This window comes from Actinomyces lilanjuaniae (genome assembly GCF_003606385.1).
Taxonomy (GTDB): domain Bacteria; phylum Actinomycetota; class Actinomycetes; order Actinomycetales; family Actinomycetaceae; genus Actinomyces; species Actinomyces lilanjuaniae.
On the sequence record NZ_CP032514.1, the window covers coordinates 89,164 to 110,921 of the forward strand.

General features: G+C 69.3%; 17 protein-coding genes and 3 pseudogenes. 9 read left to right on the forward strand and 11 right to left on the reverse strand.

Going from position 1 to position 21,758, the window contains the following annotated elements; translation table 11 throughout:
* Positions 1 to 272 precede the first annotated feature (272 nt).
* The 6 genes from D5R93_RS00415 to D5R93_RS00440 all read right to left on the reverse strand — a co-directional run bounded on the left by D5R93_RS00415 (position 273) and on the right by D5R93_RS00440 (position 6,770).
* Positions 273 to 602, reverse strand: a complete 330-nt coding sequence (locus D5R93_RS00415; RefSeq protein WP_162933736.1) for a hypothetical protein — start codon at positions 600 to 602, stop codon at positions 273 to 275.
* A 307-nt stretch (positions 603 to 909) separates the two neighbouring features.
* The gene (gene purB, locus D5R93_RS00420; protein WP_120203109.1) at positions 910 to 2,424 is read right to left on the reverse strand and encodes an adenylosuccinate lyase; all 1,515 of its coding nucleotides are present in this window, start codon (positions 2,422 to 2,424) and stop codon (positions 910 to 912) included.
* 105 nt (positions 2,425 to 2,529) lie between these two features.
* A complete protein-coding gene (locus tag D5R93_RS00425; RefSeq protein WP_120203112.1) occupies positions 2,530 to 4,275 on the reverse strand; it encodes an ATP-binding protein in 1,746 nt (581 codons plus the stop codon).
* 205 nt (positions 4,276 to 4,480) lie between these two features.
* Positions 4,481 to 4,915 (reverse strand): MerR family transcriptional regulator, encoded by a 435-nt coding sequence (locus D5R93_RS00430; RefSeq protein ID WP_243106841.1) that lies wholly within the window; start codon positions 4,913 to 4,915, stop codon positions 4,481 to 4,483.
* Positions 4,916 to 5,175: 260 nt separating this feature from the next.
* Positions 5,176 to 5,637, reverse strand: a complete 462-nt coding sequence (locus tag D5R93_RS00435) for a DUF4411 family protein (protein ID WP_120203114.1) — start codon at positions 5,635 to 5,637, stop codon at positions 5,176 to 5,178.
* Positions 5,634 to 6,770: a helix-turn-helix domain-containing protein gene (locus D5R93_RS00440; RefSeq protein ID WP_120203117.1), complete on the reverse strand. Its 1,137-nt coding sequence runs from the start codon at positions 6,768 to 6,770 to the stop codon at positions 5,634 to 5,636. Before D5R93_RS00440 ends, D5R93_RS00435 begins: the two co-directional genes overlap by 4 nt.
* A gap of 280 nt (positions 6,771 to 7,050) precedes the next feature.
* Between D5R93_RS00440 and D5R93_RS00445 the strand changes: the two genes are divergently transcribed.
* The 4 genes from D5R93_RS00445 (at position 7,051) to D5R93_RS00460 (ending at position 10,977) form a co-directional block, all read left to right on the forward strand.
* On the forward strand, positions 7,051 to 7,509 hold the full coding sequence (locus tag D5R93_RS00445) for a GNAT family N-acetyltransferase (RefSeq protein WP_119835290.1): 459 nt from the start codon (positions 7,051 to 7,053) through the stop codon (positions 7,507 to 7,509).
* A 9-nt stretch (positions 7,510 to 7,518) separates the two neighbouring features.
* A complete protein-coding gene (locus tag D5R93_RS00450) occupies positions 7,519 to 8,244 on the forward strand; it encodes a hypothetical protein (RefSeq protein WP_120203119.1) in 726 nt (241 codons plus the stop codon).
* 607 nt (positions 8,245 to 8,851) lie between these two features.
* Positions 8,852 to 9,115: a hypothetical protein gene (locus D5R93_RS00455; RefSeq protein ID WP_119835288.1), complete on the forward strand. Its 264-nt coding sequence runs from the start codon at positions 8,852 to 8,854 to the stop codon at positions 9,113 to 9,115.
* A gap of 86 nt (positions 9,116 to 9,201) precedes the next feature.
* Entirely contained in the window at positions 9,202 to 10,977 is a 1,776-nt protein-coding gene (locus tag D5R93_RS00460) for a hypothetical protein (protein WP_162933737.1), read from the forward strand.
* A 48-nt stretch (positions 10,978 to 11,025) separates the two neighbouring features.
* Here the strand turns inward: D5R93_RS00460 and D5R93_RS00465 are convergent, their stop codons facing one another.
* A complete protein-coding gene (locus D5R93_RS00465) occupies positions 11,026 to 11,433 on the reverse strand; it encodes a phage holin family protein (protein WP_119835286.1) in 408 nt (135 codons plus the stop codon).
* Between the two features lie 46 nt (positions 11,434 to 11,479).
* Between D5R93_RS00465 and hisC the strand changes: the two genes are divergently transcribed.
* The 3 genes and pseudogenes from hisC to D5R93_RS00480 all read left to right on the forward strand — a co-directional run bounded on the left by hisC (position 11,480) and on the right by D5R93_RS00480 (position 15,216).
* Complete coding sequence (hisC, locus tag D5R93_RS00470; protein WP_243106842.1) at positions 11,480 to 12,562, forward strand: histidinol-phosphate transaminase; 1,083 nt, start codon at positions 11,480 to 11,482, stop codon at positions 12,560 to 12,562.
* Positions 12,547 to 12,732: pseudogene (locus tag D5R93_RS14880) on the forward strand (alpha-amylase family glycosyl hydrolase); the annotation flags it as partial. The gene hisC and the pseudogene D5R93_RS14880, both read left to right, overlap by 16 nt.
* 567 nt (positions 12,733 to 13,299) lie before the next feature.
* Positions 13,300 to 15,216: a proteasome accessory factor PafA2 family protein gene (locus tag D5R93_RS00480; protein WP_243106843.1), complete on the forward strand. Its 1,917-nt coding sequence runs from the start codon at positions 13,300 to 13,302 to the stop codon at positions 15,214 to 15,216.
* Positions 15,217 to 15,432: 216 nt separating this feature from the next.
* On the opposite strand, the gene D5R93_RS00485 is transcribed toward D5R93_RS00480, so the two are convergent.
* The 3 genes and pseudogenes from D5R93_RS00485 to D5R93_RS00495 form a co-directional block, all read right to left on the reverse strand.
* Positions 15,433 to 17,346 carry a carbohydrate-binding domain-containing protein gene (locus D5R93_RS00485; protein WP_243106844.1) on the reverse strand — a complete coding sequence of 638 codons (1,914 nt, stop codon included), beginning with the start codon at positions 17,344 to 17,346 and terminating at the stop codon, positions 15,433 to 15,435.
* Between the two features lie 27 nt (positions 17,347 to 17,373).
* On the reverse strand, positions 17,374 to 18,417 hold the full coding sequence (locus D5R93_RS00490; protein ID WP_423243303.1) for a polyphosphate polymerase domain-containing protein: 1,044 nt from the start codon (positions 18,415 to 18,417) through the stop codon (positions 17,374 to 17,376).
* A gap of 241 nt (positions 18,418 to 18,658) precedes the next feature.
* A pseudogene (locus tag D5R93_RS00495) lies at positions 18,659 to 19,208 on the reverse strand (DUF4956 domain-containing protein); the annotation flags it as partial.
* A gap of 233 nt (positions 19,209 to 19,441) precedes the next feature.
* Between D5R93_RS00495 and D5R93_RS00500 the strand changes: the two are divergent.
* A pseudogene (locus tag D5R93_RS00500) lies at positions 19,442 to 20,352 on the forward strand (DUF5926 family protein).
* 146 nt (positions 20,353 to 20,498) lie between these two features.
* On the opposite strand, the gene D5R93_RS00505 reads toward D5R93_RS00500, so the two are convergent.
* Positions 20,499 to 20,867, reverse strand: coding sequence for a VOC family protein (locus D5R93_RS00505; RefSeq protein WP_120203129.1), 369 nt, complete (start codon positions 20,865 to 20,867; stop codon positions 20,499 to 20,501).
* 132 nt (positions 20,868 to 20,999) lie between these two features.
* Here D5R93_RS00505 and D5R93_RS00510 point away from each other — a divergent pair, with 132 nt between their 5' ends.
* A complete protein-coding gene (locus tag D5R93_RS00510) occupies positions 21,000 to 21,473 on the forward strand; it encodes a MarR family winged helix-turn-helix transcriptional regulator (RefSeq protein ID WP_243106845.1) in 474 nt (157 codons plus the stop codon).
* Positions 21,474 to 21,758 lie beyond the last annotated feature (285 nt).

Genomic DNA, 21,758 nt, shown 5'->3' on the forward strand with positions numbered 1-21,758 from the left:
CCCGGGTTTAGCCGGGGGCGCGTCGCAGGGACGCGCACGTGCTGGCTGGCCGCTCAGGCCGTGCAAAAGAACGTTACAACAAAGTAATGAGCGGGGTCGGACAAACGGGGGACCGGCGATAGACCGACGGCTGATGTGCCGACCTCCTAGGGCGCAGCATGCTGTGTGCTGCCAGCACCGGTGCGCTACCCCGGCCAGCGGGCTGCCTCGGTAACGTCAGTAGGAGGGACCGCCCCATGAGCACGCGACACACCCCAGCATCCGGCGCCGTGTCACGACCGGTGACGGCCTACCTGTTCCAGGGGGAGTTCGGCCGTGGCGTGGTACGGCGCCTTGCCGACAGCCGTGACGTGGTCCTGTCTGCTGACGGCGGTCTGGACGCCTCCCAGGTCCCCGAGGCTGACCGCCTGGTCCTGGTAGCCGACTCCGGCCAGGAGGAGCTGCGGGAGGGCTTGGACCGCCTGTCCTTCGCTCGCGGCGTCCCCTCGGTGGCGCTGGAGCGGCACCGTGCTGAGCTGCGCTGCGGCCCCCTGGTAGTTCCCGGTAGCACTGCCTGCTACCGGTGCTACCGCTGCGGTAGGCGCCGTCACCTGCGTCCTCATCGCGTCGGGACTGGGGAGCCGGCCCTGCTGCCACGCGGGCGGGGCCAGCACGTCGTCCTCGCCATCGGGCTGATAGCGCTGGCCCTGGACGGTGTGGACAGCCGTGGCCCTTCGCTGACCTGCCTGGCGAGCCAACCGGGCAGGTGTGGAGCGCGGACCTTGTCGCCGGGACGACCTCCTGCTCCAGGATCGTCGGCGTGCAGCGGTGTGCTACCTGTTCCAGAGGACGAATGCCTCCGTCAGCACAGCCGCGGGCTACTTGGCGCAGTCGGTCCGTCACGCCCTGACAGACCTCGGGGTCAACACCTTAGGGGGTTGACCCGTCCAGGTGGTCTACCAGCTGTACGGCCAGGCCCGTGTAGGTGGCGGGGCTCAGGGCCAGCAGGCGTGCCTCGACGTCGTCGGGCAGGCCCAGGCTGCGGATAAGGTCACGCATGCCCTCGGGCGTGACCTTCCTGCCACGGGTCAGCTCCTTGAGACGCTCGTAGGGGTCGGCCATGCCGGTGGCCCCGGCCACCGACGCCGCGCGCATGGCCTGCTGGACGGGTTCACCCAGTACCTCCCAGGCGGCGTCGAGGTCCTCGGCCAGGCGGGAGGCGTCCACGTCCAGCCCGGCCAGGCCCCGGCGGAGGTTGTCAACAGCCAGCAGCGAGTGGCCCAGGGCCACCCCGATGTTGCGCTGGGTGGTGGAGTCGGTGAGGTCGCGCTGGAGGCGGGAGGTGACCAGGGTGGCGGCCAGGGTGTCCAGCAGGGAGCAGGAGAGCTCCAGGTTCGCCTCGGCGTTCTCGAAGCGGATCGGGTTGACCTTGTGCGGCATGGTCGAGGAGCCGGTGGAGCCCTGGGCGCTCAGGCGCTGGGTGAAGTAGCCCAGGGAGATGTAGGTCCACATGTCCGTGGCCAGGTTGTGGGCGATACGGTTGAAGCGGGCGACGTCGCTGTAGAGCTCGGCCTGCCAGTCGTGGGACTCGATCTGGGTGGTCAAGGGGTTCCAGGTCAGGCCCAGGGACTCCACGAAGGAGCGCGACACCGCCTGCCAGTCCGCCCCGGGCACGGCCACGACATGGGCACCGTAGGTGCCGGTGGCCCCGTTGAGCTTGCCCAGGTACTGCGTGGCCTCCACCCGGCGGACCTGGCGCGACAGGCGCCGGGCCAGCACGGCCACCTCCTTGCCCAGGGTGGTGGGCGTGGCGGGCTGGCCGTGGGTGCGGGCCAGCATGGGGGTCTCGGCGTGGCCGCGAGCCAGCGTGGCCAGGTCCTCCACCAGCCCCCGGGCGGCGGGCAGCCACACCTGGGTCACGGCGTCGTGCACGGTCAGGGCGTAGGAGAGGTTGTTGACGTCCTCGCTGGTGCACAAGATGTGGACGATCTCGCCCAGTCTCGGCAGCACGGTGTGCCCGCCGTCGGCGCTGGCCAGGTCTGGGGCGTCCGCGGCGGCCTCCAGCCTGCTCCTGAGCAGGTACTCCACGGCCTTGACGTCGTGGCGGGTCTGGGCCTCGATCTGGGCCAGCTCGGCGACCTGCGCCGCCGCGAAGGAGCCGACGACGCCGCGCAGGTAGGCCTTTTCGCTCTGCGACAGGACCGGGGCGCCGGGCAGCACCCGGTGGTCGGTGAGGTGGATGAGCCACTCGACCTCCACCCGCAGGCGCGCCCGGTTGAGTGCCGCCTCGGAGAGGTGGTTGGTCAGGGGGGCGGTTACGGCCCGGTAGCGCCCGTCCAGGGGGCCGAGCGCGACGGGTGGGGCCAGGGCGGACAGGTCCACCCCGGGGGCGGGCGTGGGATCGCTTGCAGAGGTGGGTGCGGGGTCGGTCGCAGGGGCGGTCATGGGGCGATTCTGCCAGGCGCTGGTGGGTGGGAGCGGGCGGGCAGCCTAGGTGGGAGCGGGCCTGGTGCGGCGTGCCTGCGGCAATGCCCGCAGCGCTGGCTGGCGTCAGGTGCGCTGGTAGGTGGTGGTCCTGCTCCCCTGGCCACCCTGGACGGAGACGAGTCCCGACCTCCTGAGCAGGTCCAGCGCGTACCCGACCTGACGCCTGGTCAGCCCAGTTGCCTCGGCGATCTGTGCGCGCGATCTGGCCCCGGTCTCCAGACTTGCCCAGACCGCGAGGGTGTTGCCAGACAGCCCGACCGGGTCACCAGGCGTCGTCGGAGTCTGCGGCTCTTCTGGTGTCCTCGTGCCAGGAGCCGTCTGGCCCGGACCCGCCGACTCCTTGACCAGGGACGCGGCGGGTGCGAGCGCGTATGACGTCGAGCCTTTTGTTCCCGAGATCATGGCTAGACCACGGTTACTGAGGTCCTGCAGCTGTCGTCGGGCCTGCTCCGAGTCCAGGCCGAAGCGGCGTCGGTAGGTTGAGTTCCTCCAGGACCGGCCGTGCCTCATGTCCACCAGGGCGTGACGCTGCTCGACGGTGAGACCCGTTGAGTCAAGGGCGGAGAGCCAGTTGAGGTCGGCTGGGGACAACAGGGCAGATCTGGGCAGCAGGGCGGTAAACCGCACGCCGGTGTCATGAAAGCGGACGGGCTCCATGTCTGCCTCGCGCAAAGCGTCGCGCACCGCGCGGATTCCGGTGCCGAGGCCCTCGATCACGCGCCGTTCCTCAGTGTCAGCAGCGAAGGTGCAGATGTCGTACAGGCGCTCGTTGACCGCTGACTTCCCATGCTGGGTTCCCAGCTGGTCCACGCTTACTCCCCACAGGCCGCCCGGGCTGGAGATGACAAGGCGGTCCTGCTTCAGGCGGATCTCGATCCCCTTGGACAGGGCCGGTTCCGACAGGTCACGGTGGACGAGGGCGTTGGCGATGAGCTCGCGGACGGCGACCAGGGGGTACTCGTGCGTGTTCCGGCCGTGCCCATCCTGGTCGAACGTGATGTCGGTCCGTGTGTGCTGGGACACCCAGTCGACGGCGGCGATGAGCATGCGGGGAACTGCACCGTCGATCCTGAGGCGCTCGGAGGCGCGTGGTCCGGTCTGCCCCCCAAGGACTGCAGCCGTGATGGCGAGGGTGGGGACATGCCTTTGCGGATACTGTCCCAGGGCGTACAGGCCAGCCAGTGTGACCTCGCCGTCGTCCGTCAGGACGTTGAGATTGAGCAGGATCTCCTTGTCAGGTTGCTCCCTCAAAGATGTCGAGCCAGCGCGTACGTTGCGCAGGAAGACCCTCACCAGGTTGTCATCGAGGCTGCTGATCGAGGTGCCCGGTACGGGGGCTGTGTCCTCGCGGGGACGCTGGTGGCGCATCAGCAGCTGCTGCTCCTCCTGGAGGGACATCTGGTAGTCGCCGTCGTACTGGCGCAGGTAGGCGGCATCGTTGCCTGCCCAGCGGACGGGCTTGGCATTGACTGGCGCCTCCTGCACGTTTGCGACGACGACGGTCCTGCCATCAAGCTCGATGCTGTGGGTGTCAACAGTAATCCTGCTGGAGAAGCCCTGGCGCGCTTGAGACACCACTGCCTGCATCTGCTGGTGGGGATTGGGGACCCCGACCACCTTGACCGGGTCCTCACTGACGCCCAGAAGGATCGTGCCCCCGCCGGGAAGGTTGGCGAAGGCCGACAGAGTCGGGCCGAGAGCCGACCGGGAGTACTCTGCGAAGGTCTTTGCCTCGATCTCCAGGCAGTCGCCTCCCTCAAGCTCGAGTCGGGCAAGTGCCTCGGTGAGATCCTCCTCATCGGCAACCACGACAGAAGTGTATATGAGGCGGGCGGGTGTGTACATGAGGTGTGCATGAGGCGGGCGGGTGTGTACATGAGGTGTGCATGAGGCGGGCGGGTGTGTACATGAGGTGTGCGGTAGCGCGGCTCCGTTTGCAGCCTCAGACGCCCGACGGGCAGCACCTGATTGAAGACACCGGCGGGCCGCAGCCGGTCGAGGCAGCCGTAGGGTGTCAGTTCCGGCTGGCCTGGAGGGCGCGCAGTGTCTGCGGGACAGGGCTGCCGGTGCAGTCCAGCCCCTGAGCGATGAGCTCCTCGTAGTGGGTGATCTTGGCGTGCAGGGCCTGCTCGGCGCGGTCCAGGCGGTCACGGTGCTCGCGCAGGCGCCCCAGTTGCTCCTGGAGGATCGTGATACGCCTGCCGTGGGTCGTCGCGCCCTCAGCCATCAGCTCGGCGAAGCGCCGCATCTGTGAGGTGGGCATCCCAGCCTCGCGCAGCGCCGTGAGGACCCAGACCGTTGACTGGTCAGTGGCGTGGTAACGACGTCGGCCGTCGGGGCCGCGGGGAACCGGGGAGACCAGTCCCTCCTTCTCATACCAGCGCAGGGTGTCCGGGCTCAGCCCGCACCGCCGGGACATCTCGGTAATGCTGATCCAGGTGCGATCCACGCTGGGCAGTCTAGAGGTCGGACTGTGCCGTGCGTGGGGTCAGGCTGCGGCACAGGTGGGTTGGCCCCTGGCAGGCCTGAAGATGTGCAGTCCCGGGGGCTGGTGAGGGGAGGACGGTGCCGGGGCCGGGTGCGAGAGCTGCGGCAGATCTGGACGGGGCGCTGGGGGAACGAGTTTCTTCGTCGGCTTTCTCCGTCAGCCTGCCGTTGACGGTGCGCTGCGGCGGGTGGCTGGATAAACTGGCCTCCTGGGAGGGCTTTTCAGAATTTCCATCCCTGGACGCGGAGCAGGTCGAAGAACGTGATGCACTCGATTCCGTACTCGTCAGCAATATTGGGGATCTTCTGATTTTTGTCGACCGTGTTCGGGCCTTTGCGTCCCTCTTCGGTCACGATGACCAGGCCGTCTCTCTTCGCGTGAGCAATGATGAATGGGTCTCCGTAGTTCTTCTGCCCTTGCACCCATCCAGGGTGGTCTCTGGATATGTTGGCAACTGTGGCCAGTTCATCATTTGTGGCAGTACAGATGAAATTGGGGATGCTCTTAGCCCACGAGGCCAGGTCGTCGCCTCCTCGCTCCAGCTCCTTGTAGGCTGTCTCGCACATGCACACCTCGCCCTGGCGAGCGGCGACCTCCAGGGTGTCCCAGAGGGAGGTAAATAAGTCCCGCGGGTACCGGCGCTCCATGTTGATGAGTATGTTGGTGTCCAAGGTGTAGCTCACGTGAGAGCCTCGGTCCTGTAGTACTCATCGATCATCCGCTGCACGTCTGGGACCCGTGCATATAGCAGGTGGCTGGCGTCGAGCAGGTCAACCCGCTCGTCCTCCAGGGCATGAGCAATGGTACCAACGTATCCCGGTCCTAGGTTCCTGTAGCGGATCTGCCAGCTCGGGGGGCCGCCCGGGCTCTTCTTCTGGGACTCTCGGGCCTGTGCCCACCTGCGATCACTGTCGCGGCGAACGGACTCCAGCTCTTCGTCAGTGATCAGGTCAAGCGTGCGGAGCCGGACGCCAGCAGCTAGGCTGCTTACCTTGAGGGCCTTGGCGATCTCCTCAGCCCGTTCGGTCGCGGTGCCACTGACAGTGGAGGCGAGTCTGCTGACCTGGGCGTCTGGCATCAGGAAGTTCGCGGCGAACATGTTGGCGACCGCCTCCTCGTTGACGTCGTCGTCCAGGGCGCACATGCCGCTGGTGCGGTTGGCCAGGTGGGCGACCTCATGGAACAGGGTGAAGACTTTCCCATTGTTGGAGTCCGCGCCGTTGAGCAGGATTATCGGCAGGACGTCGTGGTGGATCGAGAGCCCGCGGAAGACGCCCAGCTGAACTCTGGTGGTCTGAAACACGAGGTAGCCGTGCCGCTCCAGGAGCGTGCGCCAGAAGCCTAGGGTCTGAGTGTCCCCGTTTCCGGGAGGCGTGGAGGACTCACTCAGGTCAAGAAGACCGCGCAGCTCACGCGCTCGCGCGGTGGCATTATGTCGGTTAATTGGTTCGACGAGGGCGGGGCTTGGAGGTGTGCCCTCCAGGTCGATCACCGTCTCGCGATGCTGCTCGGCCCGGCGCATCTCCCTGGCGAGGTGGGAGGGGGGCGGCTCCCCGTTACCGGAACGAAAATCGACTGCCTCCGGGACGTCAGGCTCGGCGGGCGGTTCCGTGAAGAAGAAGGCGGGCGTTCGGTCGAGCTTCTTTGCTATCGCCTCGAGCTGCTTGAGGGTAGGGCGGGTGTCGCCGTTCTCGAACTCAGTAACGCGGTGCTCATTAATGCTGGCAGCCCGAGCAAGCTCGTCCTTGCCAACAAGGGCTACCTCACGCGCCCACCGAAGAGTGGCCCCGTTAATCGGTGCGCGAGCTGGCGGCATGGTTCTTACCTCCTTCCACCTTACTTGTGCTGTGGGTGGTTGTGCCATGGGTGACGCCGGTCGGTGGCTGGTACGCTGCCACTACATCGCAGTCTATCCTCGGAGGCTGACCCGTTGAGGCTGATCGCAGCCTTCCGGGCAGCTGTGGAGGCGGTTCTCTTGGACCGGCAGGCCCGGCAGCGGTCGGCCGCCAGGTAGCCTGCCAGGCAGCACGGCAGCAACCTGTCCCCGGAGGTGCGGGCACGGCTGGCGTACCGGATCTCTGGGGTACCGTGAAGGCATGTGCCAGACGGTGCGGGAGCTGACTCGGGCTGACATGACCAGTGAGATGATGCTCTCCCTGGTGCGTGAGGCCGTAGGCCAGCCGGAGACCCAGGTCCGGTGCATCATCACCGAGGAGCTGCCCACGATGGTCGTCCTGGGCGCCGGCCCACAGGGTCGCCCCACCTCCCTCGCCGCCTGCGCCGTGCACCCCGACCACGTGGGCCTGGAGTACCTCGCCGTGGCCGACGGCCTGCGTGGGCTGCGTGGGCTGCGTGGGAATGGTCTCGGCCGCCTCCTCCTGACCGCAGTGGCGCGCCTGGGCTTCTGTGTGATAGCAGAGACTGACGACGACGCCGTCGGCTTCTACCGCAGGCTCGGCTTCCGTGTCACGACGGCCCCCGAGGACCCGCGCTGGCCGGGCGCCACCCGCTACCGCTGCGTGCTCGACACCGCGGCGGCCTCCTGTGCCCTCTAGGCTCGACCCGTGGCAGCAGGGGAGAAGCCAGGCCTGTCCGGCACTGATAGGAGGCAGGGCGGAGGCGTTCCCAAGGATGACCTCGGGGAGGACGTTCCCGCCTGGGTGGGGGAGCTCGTGGTCCTGGCTGAGCACGCCCGTGGTCTTCTGCGGGCTGAGGTGCCTGTGGCGGCCGTGGGTGGTGCCGCCCTGGTGGTGGCGGCCTGGTTCGGGGTCCCGGCCCTGCCGTGGCTGGCCTGGGCCTGCGCGGTGGGATCGGGTGGGCTCGCCCTGCGGCATGCTCGGCCTCCCCGAGGCTCCTGCCTGCGTGCCGGGGCGTGGACGGGGATTGTCCTGCTGGTGCTGGACCTGGTGATGGCGCCCTGGACGGTGGCGCTCCTGGTAGGGCTCAGGCTCGGGAGCGCCCCGCACCCGCTGCTGGCCGCTGCAGGCTGCGCGGTGTCGGGGGCCATGGTGGGGACGCTGGTGCTCGCCCTGACCAGCCTGGCCTCCGCCGTGGGTGCCCGACGGCGCGCTCACCCGGCACCGCGGGCGGGGACGGGCGGGTCTGCCGAGCGTCTGGTCCTGCGTGTGGGGGCGGGCGTCGGCGTCGTGCTCCTGGCTGCTGCTGTCTCCTGGCTGGTGGGGGAGTACCTGAGGTGGTGGCTGGTCGGGGCGGTGGCGGTCGTGACCGAGGCGGGCGCCGCCCTGGTAGTGCGCTTAGGGGCGTGGGCTCAGCGCCAGACTGCTAAGTAGGACTTCCAGGTAAGACTGCCAGGTAGTGGGCGGCGGCTGCTCGGTGCGGTGCCTCGACACCGGATCAGGATTTTCTCAGGCTTTCACAGGTGGTTCATGGCTGCTATGGGGGTGTTTGTCCAGGAGCAGCGCGTTACATAGTGGGCACCGCTGGACAGGATCGGCCCTGAGGGGAGGGGAACCCGATGAGGGGCCGGGACTGAGTTCGGTGCGGGTTTAGGGACCCCGTTCCGGGCGCTCTGGCGAAGGAGGCCTGCCCCTCCTCGGCCTTATGGGAAGCCGGGTGGCAGGAGGGCCTCGTGAGGCTTGGGCCTGCGGTCCGGGGCAAAACCGCCCCGGACCGCAGGCCGGGTCCTCCTGACATACTGGGGCCGGTGTCCGTGGGCACGTTCCCAGACCTGCTACCTTCCCTGTTCTTTTGCTGCCTGACTTCCTTTCTTACCCATATGGGATAACTCTGGGCGCTGTTGGTGCGGCAAGTCCGGCACATGTGGACCGAAACGGTGACAGCACCCAGGTCACCACAAGTTGGTTGTCGAGTCCTACATCCACAGAATTCGATGGCTTACGGGGTGTACAAAAGGTGACATAGTCATAACATCGTGCCATGACTTCCTTCCCCTCCTCACTCCTGTCTCTTGCCGAGGACGACTACGACGCCGGACTCGCGCTCATTCCCTCTGACGTCCCGGGGTCCTGGGTCGGCAGCGTCGCGCAGGCCTGTCGACTGAGCCTGGAGGAGGCTGCCACCCTGGTCGAGGGACTGCGGGCGCTGCTGTCTGCGGCCCAGGAGGCCGCAGCGACCATGGATGCCCGCGCCGAGCTGGCCGACGTGGAGCCCGGTGCCAGTCAGGCAGGCGATGGCTTGTGACTCTCCAGGAGGATGCCGGGCGCCCACTGGTCGGCGTCCTTCCCGGGCAGGAGCCAGGTGACCTAGACTCAGGCCACCAGTGGCACATGACTACCCCGGGCAGCGGCGCGGTCATCATGGTCGTGGGCGGCACGATCTCGGTAGATACTGCTGACCTGGACGCTTTCGCCGCTGCCCTGCGTGCTGCGGCGGAGTCCCTGGAGCAGGCCCTGGAGCACATCGGTGTGGCCCTGGCCCGGATGTACCTTGGCGACTGGTTCTCCGGCATCGGTGTCGCCAGGTCTCTGCTCGCGAGTCAGGGTGACCCCTCCGACCAGGCCTACCAGGCCAGTCGGACGGAATGCGTCTCCTGCCTGGAGCGGCTGGCCAGCGGCCCCGGGTCCTTGTCGGAGACCGTTGCGACCCTGAGAGGCCTGGCAGCAGACGTCTCTGCCTGCTCTGAGACCTACCGGCTGGCGGAGACCGGGGCTGTTCCGGCGCTCAGCTCGATGGGGCCGGTGGACCTGGCCGCCTTTGACTGCGCGCTCGTTCGCACGGTGCTGGGCCCGGTGTCCTGGAGGGCGAGCCTCCTGGCCCGCCTGCTGACCGCAGTCGGCAGCCCCCTCTACAAGCTGGCCCAGGACGACGAGGACCTTCAGGCGGTGGTCCAGGGGCTGGGGGTGCTGCTCAGCGACCCTGCCACCGCACGGTGGGTCAAGGACGACGTCGTCAGGCTCGCCCTGCTGACCAGGTGGTTGTCACAGGCGCGGACCGGGCGCGAGGCAATCACCATCCAGGTCTACCTGGAGGAGGTAGTCCAGCGCCTGGACCCGTGGGTGAGCGAGCAGCTGCCGGACCGGGTGCGGCAGGGGACGCAGGTGGTGGACACCTCGACCCTGACGCCCCTGCGGCGCGCCGCCCTTCATCTCGGGGCTGTGGCCGCGGCAAGCGGGTCGTGGCTGTTCGGCTCTCAGACGGGGATCAGCGTGACCCCTGTCGGCGGCCGGGGCTCCACCAGGGTGTCCCCGCCGCAGGAGGACCCCTACGGCCTGGGTAGCCAGGTGGGGGAGGGCCTGGTGGGCCAGGGTGAGCGCTGCACCGCGCCGGGCAGTATCGCCGAGGTCATCCGCCACGGGCAAGAGGTCCAGGGCAGACGGCACGACCTGGGGCAGGAGCACGAGGAGGCGGGTGTCATCTCGATCCAGCGGGTGGAACGTGCTGACGGCTCCCGCTCCTGGATGGTCTATGTTCCTGGCACGACAGGCTGGACCAGCGGCAACGGCGGTCCCCAGGACCTGCTGACCAACCTGGAGGCGGTCGGCGGGGCGCCGACCGCCATGGACTCCGCGGTTGTCACCGCGATGCGGCAGGCGGGGATCCGCGACGACGAGGAGGTCGCTCTCTACGGGCACTCCCAGGGTGGTATTACGGTGTCCAACGTCGCTGCCGACCCCGCTGTCCAGGAGCGCTTCCGCGTCACCGCAGTCTTGACGGCAGGCAGTCCCGCCGCCGGCGCGGATGTTCCGGAGTGCGTGCGCGTCCTGCACCTGGAGAACGTCGGGGACGCCGTTCCCGGTCTGGATGCCACCCCCAACCCTGTGACGCAGCACCGTCAGACGGTTGTCATTGACTCGCGTGAGCAGGACGACGGAAGGTACCCTCACCGTGCAGGCAGCTACGCCCAGGCAGTCGAGGGGATCGAGGACAACGAGCCTGCCCTGCGGGAGTGGAACGAGGAGCTTGCCCGGGTCACAGGTGCCGGGGAGGAGGGGGTGCGGGTCGTGGAGTACACCTTCGCCGTCGAGCGCCTGACAACGGGCGGTTTCGACGGCCTGGAGCCGACCCCTCGGCCACAGGCCGCCCCGGTGGACCCCAACGGGTAGGGGGCGGACGGTGTCCCGGCCTTGGCTGCCTGGTGCTAGTCCCTGGTGCTAGTCCTCTGAGCGGACGAACATCGCCACGACCGCCGCTGAGATCACTGAGACGACTACCGACCCGGCCACGGCCCATCCGAAGGAGGCGACCTCAAGGCCCAGCGGCACCGAGCCCGCGGCCCCCAGGGTACCCAGGTGGTCGGTGAGCCACCCCGCCAGGCTGAGCATCGCCCCGTTGACCACGAGGGCGAACAGGCCGAAGGTCACGATGTAGAGCGGGAAGGCCAGCACCCTTGCCACCGGCTTGATCACGGAGTTCACCAGTGCCAGGACGAGGCCGACAACCACCAGGTTCAGCCACATCTGCGCCGCCCCACCCGACCGGGGCACGTCAAGTCCAGGCAGCAGCGCCGCAGCCAGCCACAGGCCGACCGCGTTGCCGAGGGTCCGCACGATCATCTCCATGGGCACATCCTCCCAGAGTCCCCTGTGGGGTGCCAGGATAGGGGGTATGACCGAGGTAAGGACGAGCGTGCGCATCCGCCAGGCGGTGACCAGCCTGCCCTCCTACGTGCCCGGGGCGCGCCCCGGGCACGGCGACGTCGCCAAGCTGTCCTCCAACGAGCTGCCCTTCCCGCCCCAGGAGGCCGTGGTGGCCGCCATGACCCGGGTGGCCGCCGAGGCCAACCGCTACCCGGAGATGACCGGTGAGGGGCTGGTGTCCGCGCTCGCGCACCGGTGGGGGGTAGAGGCCAGCCAGGTGGTGGTGGGCAACGGCTCGGTGGCTCTCATCCAGCACCTCCTGGACACGGTGTGCGACCAGGGCGACGAGGTCGTCATGCCGTGGCGCTCCTTCGAGGCCTACCCGATCTGCGTGGCCGTGGCCGGGGCCCACGCCGTCACGGTGCCGCTGACGTCCCAGGGGAGGCACGACGTCCCCGCCATGTTGGCTGCCCTCACCCCCCGCACCCGCGTGGTCATGGCCTGCACCCCCAACAACCCCACCGGGGCCGCCCTGAGCGCCGAGGAGCTGACCGCGCTGGTGGAGGGGGTGCCCCGCGATGTCGTCGTGCTCGTGGACGAGGCCTACCTGGACTTCGTCACCGACCCCTCCGTGGGCGACGCTCTGGACCTGCTGCCCCACCACCCCAACCTGGTGGTCTCGCGCACCTTCTCCAAGGCCCACGCCCTGGCTGGGCTGCGGGTGGGCTACCTGATAGCTGAGCCGGGGCTGGCCAGCGCGGTGCGCAGCGTGGCCACGCCCTTCGGGGTGAGCCTGCCCGCCCAGGCTGCCGCTGTGGCGGCCCTCGGTGAGGAGGTCCGGGCGGAGACCGCCCGACGTGCCAGACTCGTCGTCGCTGAGCGGGAGCGGGTAGTGGCTGCCCTGCGTGGGCAGGGCTGGGAGGTTCCCACCACCCAGGGCAACTTCTTCTGGCTGGGGGTGGGGGACCAGGCTGCGGCGCTGGCCGGGCACTTCGCCCAGGCAGGTGTGCTGGTGCGCCCCTTTGCCGGGGAGGGCGTGCGGGTCAGCATCGGCACCCCGGAGGAGAACGATCGGGTCCTGGAGGCGGCGGCAGCGTGGTCAGCCCGCTGAGGCCTGGGTGGGCCGTGCACCCTTGGTGGCACGGCGCCGTCGTCTACCAGGTCTACCCCCGCTCCTTTGCCGACACCGACGGGGACGGCGTGGGTGACCTGCGCGGTGTCGCCTCACGCGTGCCCTACCTGGCCGCTCTGGGCGTGGACGCCGTGTGGCTGTCCCCCTTGCTATCCCTCCGCCCTGGATGCAGGCCCCGGCTCGCCGCAGCGCGAGCGCTACCAGTTTCGTCCCGGCACCGGGCCGGACGGCTCCCAGCCACCCAGTGACTGGCGCTCTATGTTCGGCGGATCCGCCTGGCAGCGGGTGGAGTACCACACTGCTGGTGGTGCTGGCGGACTGTCTGGCTGGAGGCTCCAGCGCACGTGCTGGCCTTTGAGCGGGGCGGGGTGCAGTGCTGGACGGCTTTGGGCGCGCCAGCGAAGCTGCCTGCCGGGGGAGGTGCTCCTGCCCAGCGAGCCGGTGCTGCCAGCAGGAGTGCCCCGGCAACAGAAACTTCATAGGACAACATGGCTCCGTGTTGTCCTATGAAGTTTCTGTTGCATGAGCGGGGTGGGCCGCAGCCTGGGCCCGCGCCGGAAGGGGCTGGACGCGCAGCCCTCGGTGTGGTACAGGTGTACCAACGAGGGCTTCGGGCTCTCTCACGGTGACCAGACCCAGGCGTGCGGCTGACGGGGCTGGATTCAGCACGACGGCGTGCGCCGGGCCGTCACGGGCTCCCGGCTCCGGCTGGCCTGGTGGCCGCAGCTGCCAGCCCTGACGCCTTCGTCGGCTGGTCCCTGGGGCTGGCCCCGTGGCTGGTCGGCCCCAGGCCCCGACCACCACTGCCTGAGGCGACCAGCCCCCGGAAAGGACGAACGATGATCACGGTACGCAGGATCATGGGTGTGGAGACCGAGTACGCCCTGGTCGACCGCGACGACCCCACCGCCGACCCCGACGACCTTGCTCGTCACCTCCTGTTCGCCTACGCGCGCGACGCCGCGACCCGGGGGCAGCCCTCCTCCCCGCACGTGCCCGCGGGTACCGGGCGGACCCTGCTGGATGGTGCGGGCTGCCGCTTCGACTACTCCGGGGAGCTTCCCGCCCGCGACGCCAGGGACGGGACCGACCACGAGCTGCCTGCCGAGGCCCGCACCCACGAGGAGACGGGCGCCGTTCTCACCGGGTCCGCCACCCGCTGGATCAGGAGGGTCAACGCCTTCGAGTCCCACTACTACCGGGGCTCAGCCACCCACGCGGTCAACGGGGCCCGGCTCTACGTGGACCATACCCACCCGGAGTACGCCTCGCCGGAGGTTCTCGGCCCCCGCCAGGCGGCCCGCTACGACATGGTCGGTGACCTCATCATGCACCGTGCCGAGGTTGCGCTGGGCCGCCAGCGCGGCACGCGGGTCCAGGTCCTCAAGAACAACACCGACGGACGCGGCGCCGCCTGGGGCGCCCACGAGAGCTACGCCGTGGACCGGGAGGTGGACTGGGACCTGCTGACTGCCGTCCTGCTGCCCTTCCTGGCCACCAGGCAGGTGGTCGGCGGCTCGGGGCGCCTTGGCATCGGGGCGCAGAGCCAGGCCCCGGGCTTCCAGATCTTTCAGCGCGCCGACTATGTGGAGCAGGAGGTGTCGCTGTACACCACCCGGGAGCGCCCTATTATCAACACCCGCGACGAGGCCCACGCGGACCCGGTGCGCTGGCGGCGCCTGCACGTCATCACCTCCGACTCCTCGGTCCTGGCCGTCACCACGCTGCTGCGCACGGGCTCGACGGCGGCCCTGCTGTCCCTGGTGGAGGGCTACCCGCAGCGGGCCCAGGCCCTGGCCCAGCGCCTGGCCCTGGCCGACCCGGTGGGGGCCCTGCACGCCTTCTCCCACGACCCCAGCCTCCAGGTGCGTTGTGACCTGGCCGCAGGAGGCAGCATCTCCGCCCTGGAGGTCCAGCGTGCCTTCCTCGACGAGATCCGTGACGTAGCCGGGACGGGCGCTGACGAGGAGACTCAGGAGATCCTGGACCTGTGGGATGAGGCCCTCGACGCCCTGGAGCGTGGGTACCAGCACGCGGCCCACCTGGTGGAGTGGTGCGCCAAGCTGGTGGTGCTGGAGCGTCTGCGCTCCCGCTACGGGTGCGGCTGGGACGACCCGCGCCTGCGCGCGGCCGACCTGCGGTTCAGCGCCGTCGACCCCACCGTCTCGCTGGCTGCTGCGCTGGAGCGGGGTGGAATGGTGCGGCGCGTCGTGGAGGAGGACGCCGTGCTCCGCGGGGTGGAGACCGCCCCGGCGCAGACCCGTGCCGGCGGACGGGCCGCGCTTGTCCGGGCGTTCCCCGACCGCGTGTGGGCGGCGGGATGGACCTCCCTGGTGGTGGACACCGGCGCCAGGAACCTGCTGCGCGTCAGCCTGCCCGACCCGGCCCGACCCACAGCCGCCGAGGTTGAGCGGGCGCTCGCGGCGGGCTGCGTCACCGACCAGGGCACCCAGCCTGACCCCCACCGGACCGTTAGCCCCGGGGCCGGCTCTGGCACTGGCCGCGACGTCGGCCCTGCCGTGGGTCACGGCACCAGGCCCGGTATCGAGACCGTCCTGGGCGCTCTGGGGGTTGAGGTGCCCGACGAGCCCGCCATCTACGGCTGGGACGAGGGATACTACGAGACCCACTAGAAGGACTGCGCCACCACGGGCTGGCCACAGGGTGCCTGCCATCAGGGGGTGCGTGCACACACCCGGGGCGACTGAATCCTCGTAGATGACCCGTGTACGCGTCATCTAGGAGGATTCAGCCGCTCGGCGAGGGCTCGGTCTCCCCAGGGCGGCTCGCACCACTCAGCCCTGCGAGGCACCGCCCTGCGCAGATGCTCCGTCCTGAGGCTCCCTTCCTCAGCCCTGGGGCGCCGTCCCGTCCGGCTGGGCGCCGCCGGCACCACCACCCTGGGGGGCCTGACCGTCCTGAGGGTCACCACCACCAGGGCCGCCCATCCCCGACGACAGCGCGGCCGCAGTCCCTGTGGCCGAGCCGCCGGAGGTGGAGGCCACCGTGTACTCCTGGCCCTCGGTCAGGCCGATGACCGTGACCGCCTCGGCGGTGAAGGTCACTTCCAGGGAGGCGACTTCCTCCCCGGCGGAGTCAGCGGCGGCTTCAGTGACGGTCAGTGTGTCCCCGCTGGTTACGGAGGGTGACCCGGTCAGGCCTACCAGCTGGCTGGCGCCGTTGACGTCGATGGCACCGTCCATGGCCCCGGCCTGCCCGGAGACCAGGACGATCCCGCCGGTGACGTAGGCCGACCCGTTGGAGTCGATGCCGTCGGAGGAGGCGTAGGAGACCTGCACCTCGCCCCCGGAGACCGTCAGCACGGATCCGTCGTCGGCCTCGGTGTCGGTCTCGGCGGCCTCGTAGCCCTCAATGACAACGTCGCCGCTGGAGGCGTTGATGCCGTCGTCACCGGAGGCGATGTGGAGCCTCCCGTCACCTACGTTGATGAAGGCCGCCTCGACGCCCTCGTGGGCCGCGTCCACTGTCACCGTCCCGGAGTCCTGGGTGTAGCTCACCCCTGCGGTAATCCCCTTGGGGGAGGACGAGGAGTCGTCAGTGTCCTCAGCCGACTCCTCGGTGGACTGCTCAGAGGGGTCGGTCTGATCCTGGCCGGGCGCCACCTCCTCGATGACGGCGTTGGCCTGCCCGCCACCAGCGGTGATGGTCACGGTGGTCCCCGCGACGGTGACGTCAGTGTGTGCGGTGATCCCGTCGTCCCCGGCGGTCAGGGTGACGTCTGCCTGCCCCAGCGCGACAAACCCCTTGGTCTCGTCGTCGTCCTCGCTGGACTTCAGGCCGTCGTCGCCTGCGGTGACGGTTAGCGTCCCGGACTCCACCACCAGGTAGTCCTTACCACGCACTCCGTCGTCGGCGGCGGTGACGGTGATGGTGGTGTCCCCGGTGACCACCAGGCCGTTCTTGGAGGAGATGCCGTCGTTGTAGGAGCCGGTCACGTCCAGGGAGCCGGTCCCGGTGATGGTGAGCGTGTCGGAGGAGAAGAGGGCCGCGGTAGGGGCGTCCTCGGAGGTGTCGGCGTAGGTCTGTGCGTCAGCCAGGGTGTTGGTTGAGCCCTGAGCCAGGACGATGACCGCCTCGCCAGCGTCCTGGACGTTGACAGCGGCCCCGGTGGTGCTGGTGACGTTCGCTCCGTCCAGGACTAGGCGGACCTCGGCGTCAGGGGCGTTGACCACGAGCTGGCCGTCGGTGGCCTCCCCGGAGACCACGTAGGTGCCGCCAGCGGTAATGGTGACGGTGGAGCCCTCCGTGCTCGCGCCCTCACCGTCGACCGTGGCGGAGGTCCCGGCCAGGCTGATAGTGGTGGCAGAGGAGGCGTCATAGGTGCCCGCGTCGTCCTGCTCGGTGGTCACGTCGGCCACCTCGGCGTTGGCGGCCAGGATGTCGGCGGTAGTGGCGCCCGTGGAGGCCTGGGCGACGGCGGAGCCGATCGTGGTCCAGGCCGTTGTCGAGGACTCCTCCTGGGAGCTGGTAGCGGAGTCGCTGGAGTCCTGGGAGCTGTCCTGGGACTCAGAATCCTGGGAGTCAGAACCCTGGGGGTCAGAGTCCTGAGAGTCGGAGTCCTGAGAGTCGGTTCCGGAGGACTCCGTGCCGTCTGAGGAGGCGCTGGCGCCGGAGGAGGCGGGGCTGCTTGACACGGAGCCCGAGCCTGCCAGGTTCCAGCACCCGGCGGTCAGTGCAGTAGAGGCGAGGAGGGCGAGGGCGGCGCAGGCTCGTCGGCCGGTGCGGTAGCGGGGTGTCTTCACTGGTGTTCTCCTGGTTGAGGGGCGGTCTCAGGCGGCGGGCGTGACGTCGGCCGTGACACCGCAGGTGGACGTGGCGTGGGCGAGCTCGCGGGTCAGGGTGCGGTGCCACTTGTGGGACGGCAGCTCGGGGTGGAGGACGGCCATGGCTGTGGCGTACTTGGAGATGCCCACGGGGCGGTACCCCCTGGCCCACAGGAGCCGGTCCGCCGGGGAGGAGGCCGCAGAGGTCTTGGTCTCGACGACGGCGAGCCCGTTGACGCGCACCGTGTGTCCTGTGCGGTCGGTCCGCGCCCTCCAGGCCAGGGAGGTGTCGATAGTGAGGCGGGCCTCCTCGGCGGGCAGGTGCAGGGTGGTTCGCTCGTAGGTGCTGTCCAGGACGGGGGACAGCTGGGCCGTGGTACGCCGCGCGTCGTCCTGGTTGCCGATCCCGGCCTCGCGCAGGCAGGTGGCCACGTAGTCACGCCCGGCTCTGGTGATCCGGCTGGCGTCGCGGGAGCGGTAGTCCAGGCGCTCCTTGACCGTGGTCTCGCGCGAGCCCTGCGTCTTGACCTCCAGGAAGCACAGGTCGGAGTCCAGGTAGGTGCGGGTGCGGACCTTGAAGCGACGGCGCCGCTTGCGGGCTGCCAGGTAGTAGGACTCCAGGCTGGGGGTGTCGAAGTAGGTGGAGGCATAGCGGAAGCGGCGCAGCCCGTCGATCTGAAGGACGTGGGCCTGCCCGGCCAGCGCACCAAGAAGGTCCTGGGCGACTGCCAGGGGCACCAGGTACTTGCGGTCGACCCGGGTCAGCAGCCCCGCTGCGGCGTTGAGCTCGGCCAGGGTGATGGCGGGCAGGTGGTCAGTGCTGAGTCCGTCATCCCGACGGATGGATGGTGGTTCCGGGTAGGCCGGGGACGGCGCGACTGGTGCGGTGGCCGGTGCCAGGGGCGCGAGCGGTGCTGCCACCGGGGAGGCAGGGGCGGGTGCTACAGAGGTGGTTGCACCAGGAGCCATAAGGCGCAGGGAGCTTCTGCGCCGCGCGACGCGTGACGACGTCGTGGGCGCGGGTGCCAGGGTCAGGGGTGCTGTACTCATGGATCCTTGTCCTTCTTCCGTCCTGTCTCTGCTGTTCTTTGCTGTTCTTTCGTAGTTCTTGGCTCGACGGTGCCGTGTCCTGCTCGGGGTGTGCTCTGCGCTGTGGACGGCAGGCAGCCTCGCTAGCCCGGCGGTCCGGGTCAGCCGACGGGCACGGTGCGCCCGGCCACGTGGCCGCGTGCGGGGTCGGCGGGGTGCGAGACAGGCTGGCGACGGGTGGCTGCGCTGACAGCGCCCTGCCTGCGGGGAAGCAGGAAGCGCACGTCCACCTGGGTAGTGTCGTTGACCAGGTCCACGCGCTCGACCTCGACGGAGCGCACGGTTGCGCCCAGGAGGTGCTCCAGGTGGCTCACAAGGGCGGCCTCGTCGGTGAAGGCGCGGTCGACCACAATGACCTGGTGGCGACTGCGGCGCATGAGGGCAGGGTGGTCGGCGACCCACAGGGAGGCCACCACCAGGGCCATGAGAGCGACCACCATGAGGAGCGGAGCCGTCTGGATGCCGCCGAGCAGACCCAGTGCCAGGGCGGCGAAGAAGTAGGCGACCTCGTGCTGGGACAGCGCGGTGGAGCGCAGACGGATGATCGACAGGACGCCGAAGAGCCCCAGGCCCAGGCCCGCGGCGACATCAGCCGTGGACAGTAGGAGGGTGACGGCCAGGACGCCGACGTTGACGCCGATGTAGGCGGCGGCGAGGTCCTTGCGGCTGTGTCGCGGCGCGTAGAGCGCGCCAACCAGCAGCACCAGGGCGGCCAGGTCGGCGGCGATGTAGGCCAGAGAGGCGAGGGTCATGAAGGCTCCTGTCAGTCGGTGGGGCTGCAGCGGGTCAGGGGCGACCCGTCGGCTGAGCAGAAGTAAAGGGAGGGAGTCTATGCGGAGCCTGTGGGGGGCACATGGGGCAGGCATGAATTTTGACGGGAACGTGGCTGGTGTGGGGATGCGCACAGGGTTGGTGGTGGCGCTGCTGTAGGCGTCCCCGTCGGAGGTGCGTCCTAAGACGGCACCCTGCCGGTAGGCTGGCAGGTATGTCGAGGAAGAAGCGTCAGAACCGCCGGGTGGGTGCCCGCTCCGGCCCTAAGGCCCGGGTCGGCGGCTCCGGTCCCGGCAGGCCGGACAGGCCCGCCAGGGTTGAGTTCGTCGCCAGGCCCTTCGCCGGGATTCCGGGGAGGAGGAGCTGGTGGCAATGATGCAGATCATTCCTGCCGCGACCGCGAGGGTCCGCCTCGGCGAGGACCACGGTGGCAAGGACGTCCTGCTGGCCACTATCCTGCCCGACCTGGCTCAGGGGATGCGGCGCTCAGACGGTGAGGTGCTGGTGGCTCTACAGACTTCCATGCACTCCGGTGACGCCTCCCGCGACGTGGCAGCCGCCCTGCTGGAGGCTCTCGACCTGGAGCCCGGGGCTACCCTGCCGCGTCGTGGACTGCCGGGGCCGGGACCGCGCCTCCAGGACGTGCTGGACCTGGCGGTGGTCCCCGAGGTGGACCTGCGGGAGTCCTTTGACTACTGGCTTGACGCGGAGGCAGCCGCTGAGCCGCAGGCAGCCAGGGCCATTGAGGAGGCCAAGGCCGACATCGCCCCGACGCGGGCCGTACCCGGTGTCGAGCACGCCTACTGGTGCCGCATGAACGGCAAGGAGTTTGTGCGCTGGGTGCGCGGTGAGGACGAGGACGACTTCTTCAACGCCTTCGCCCGGGTGTACGCCCGGCGTGAGTCCGACCTGGAGGAGGGCGCCCGGTTCATCGGGGCCTTTCGGGCCTGCGGCTTGGCAATCCCCGTGTGGGAGCTCAACCCCGGCACCGAGGCCGAGGAGCTGAGCGCGCCCCTGCGTGCCATGGGGGAGCGGCTTGACGCCGCCCTGGCTGAGGAGGGGCCTCTAGACGCTGCGGCGCGCCGGGCCAAGGCCGGCATCATCTCCCGGCAGGTCAACCTCTAGTCGGCCAGGGCCCGCTCCCCGGCAGCCGCACATCTTCGGTGGTGGGGTACGGGCGGCCCCACCACTGGGTGGGACGCCGCAGACGCGAGTGCTTCTTGGTGCCGGGCTCCCTGCTGACGATGTGCGGCGGCGGGTGGAACCAGAGCTCAGGCCTGGTCGTGGACCGTGACGGCGTACCCGTCAGGGTCGGCGAAGGTGAAGAACAGGCCGAACGGGCCTGTCTCAGGCTCGCGGAGGATCGGCGTGCCGGACTCACGCAGCGAGTCGTGCAGGGCCTGTGCGTCGTCGCAGTGCAGCCACAGGGCTACGCCGGTTCCTGGACGGTCCACGCTGCCCAGGTCGGTCTCGGGCAGCGGTGTACGCACGGCGAAGGGAATCGGCGTAGTGGCGAAGACAACTGCTCCCGGAGGGGACGCCGATGCACGACGCAGGCCGAGGTGTTCCTCGTAGAAGGTGGCGGCGCGCTCGACGTCGCTGACTTGCAGCGCGATGAAGTCGGGGCCGGTGACAGTCATTGGTGCTCCTCATTTCTGACCTCTGTGGGCTTTCTCAGAGTCCTGACCGGCCTGGCCTTCCCGGCCGACGGCCTCATGTCAAGATACTGACAATCCATTCTGCGTCAAGATACTGACATGCACAATGGTGCCATGGGAGACGTGCAACACAGTGGTGCCTATCAGGCCAAGGCCGTGGGCCGTGAGGGGGTGGTGGGTCAGGTCGGTGACGGGGGCGGTCTGGGTGTCTTGGTGGGCTACCGGCTCAAGCAGGTGCAGGCCGCTCTACGTTCTCGCATTGACTCCGTACTGCGCCCGCTGGGCCTGACGACGCCGCAGTACGCCTGCTTAGAGCTCCTGAGCAGGACGCCCGGGGCCTCTGGCGCGGAGCTGGCCCGGGGCGCTTTCGTGTCGCGTCAGACCATGAACGTGGTGCTGCGCAGTCTTCAGGACCGGGACCTCGTCACACGGTCATCAAGGGCTGCCGGGGGCCGGGCGCTGCCCCTGGTGCTGACGGCGCAGGGCGAGGAACTGTGTCAGCGTGCCGCGCAGCGTGTGGCCGAGGTCGAGGAGCTGATGGTCAGTGGGCTCAGTGACAGGCAGGGCGTGACCTTCACAGGGCACTGACCGCCTGCGCCGAGGCGCTAGGAGGGGAACGGGCCTCTCTCCAGGTAGTAGGTGCCAGCTAGCGGCCCAGGCGGGGGCGGGCTGCTTGGGTGCTGGGCTCGCAGTCCTGGCTGTGCCTAGCGCGCCTACCGCGAGGTGCGCCGAGCCCTTATGAGTGACTGACGCGTGCCAGTCATCCTGTGAGGGCTCGGCGCACCTTGTCGCGAAGGGGCGGGGCGGAGGCGCCAGTCGGGCTGTGTTGCTTGACCTGTGTTGCTTGACGCCGTGGCGCCGGACCGCGTTCCG

Bases quoted from the DNA above. Each gene is read 5' to 3' on its own strand.
- D5R93_RS00415 (WP_162933736.1), bottom strand. From the start codon at position 602: ATGAGGACGCAGGTGACGGCGCCTACCGCAGCGGTAGCACCGGTAGCA.
- purB (WP_120203109.1), bottom strand. From the start codon at position 2,424: ATGACCGCCCCTGCGACCGACCCCGCACCCACCTCTGCAAGCGATCCC.
- D5R93_RS00440 (WP_120203117.1), bottom strand. From the start codon at position 6,770: ATGCCGCCAGCTCGCGCACCGATTAACGGGGCCACTCTTCGGTGGGCG.
- D5R93_RS00445 (WP_119835290.1), top strand. From the start codon at position 7,051: ATGTGCCAGACGGTGCGGGAGCTGACTCGGGCTGACATGACCAGTGAG.
- D5R93_RS00455 (WP_119835288.1), top strand. From the start codon at position 8,852: ATGACTTCCTTCCCCTCCTCACTCCTGTCTCTTGCCGAGGACGACTAC.
- D5R93_RS00460 (WP_162933737.1), top strand. From the start codon at position 9,202: ATGACTACCCCGGGCAGCGGCGCGGTCATCATGGTCGTGGGCGGCACG.
- D5R93_RS00465 (WP_119835286.1), bottom strand. From the start codon at position 11,433: ATGGAGATGATCGTGCGGACCCTCGGCAACGCGGTCGGCCTGTGGCTG.
- hisC (WP_243106842.1), top strand. From the start codon at position 11,480: ATGACCGAGGTAAGGACGAGCGTGCGCATCCGCCAGGCGGTGACCAGC.
- D5R93_RS00490 (WP_423243303.1), bottom strand. From the start codon at position 18,417: ATGAGTACAGCACCCCTGACCCTGGCACCCGCGCCCACGACGTCGTCA.
- D5R93_RS00505 (WP_120203129.1), bottom strand. From the start codon at position 20,867: ATGACTGTCACCGGCCCCGACTTCATCGCGCTGCAAGTCAGCGACGTC.
- D5R93_RS00510 (WP_243106845.1), top strand. From the start codon at position 21,000: ATGGGAGACGTGCAACACAGTGGTGCCTATCAGGCCAAGGCCGTGGGC.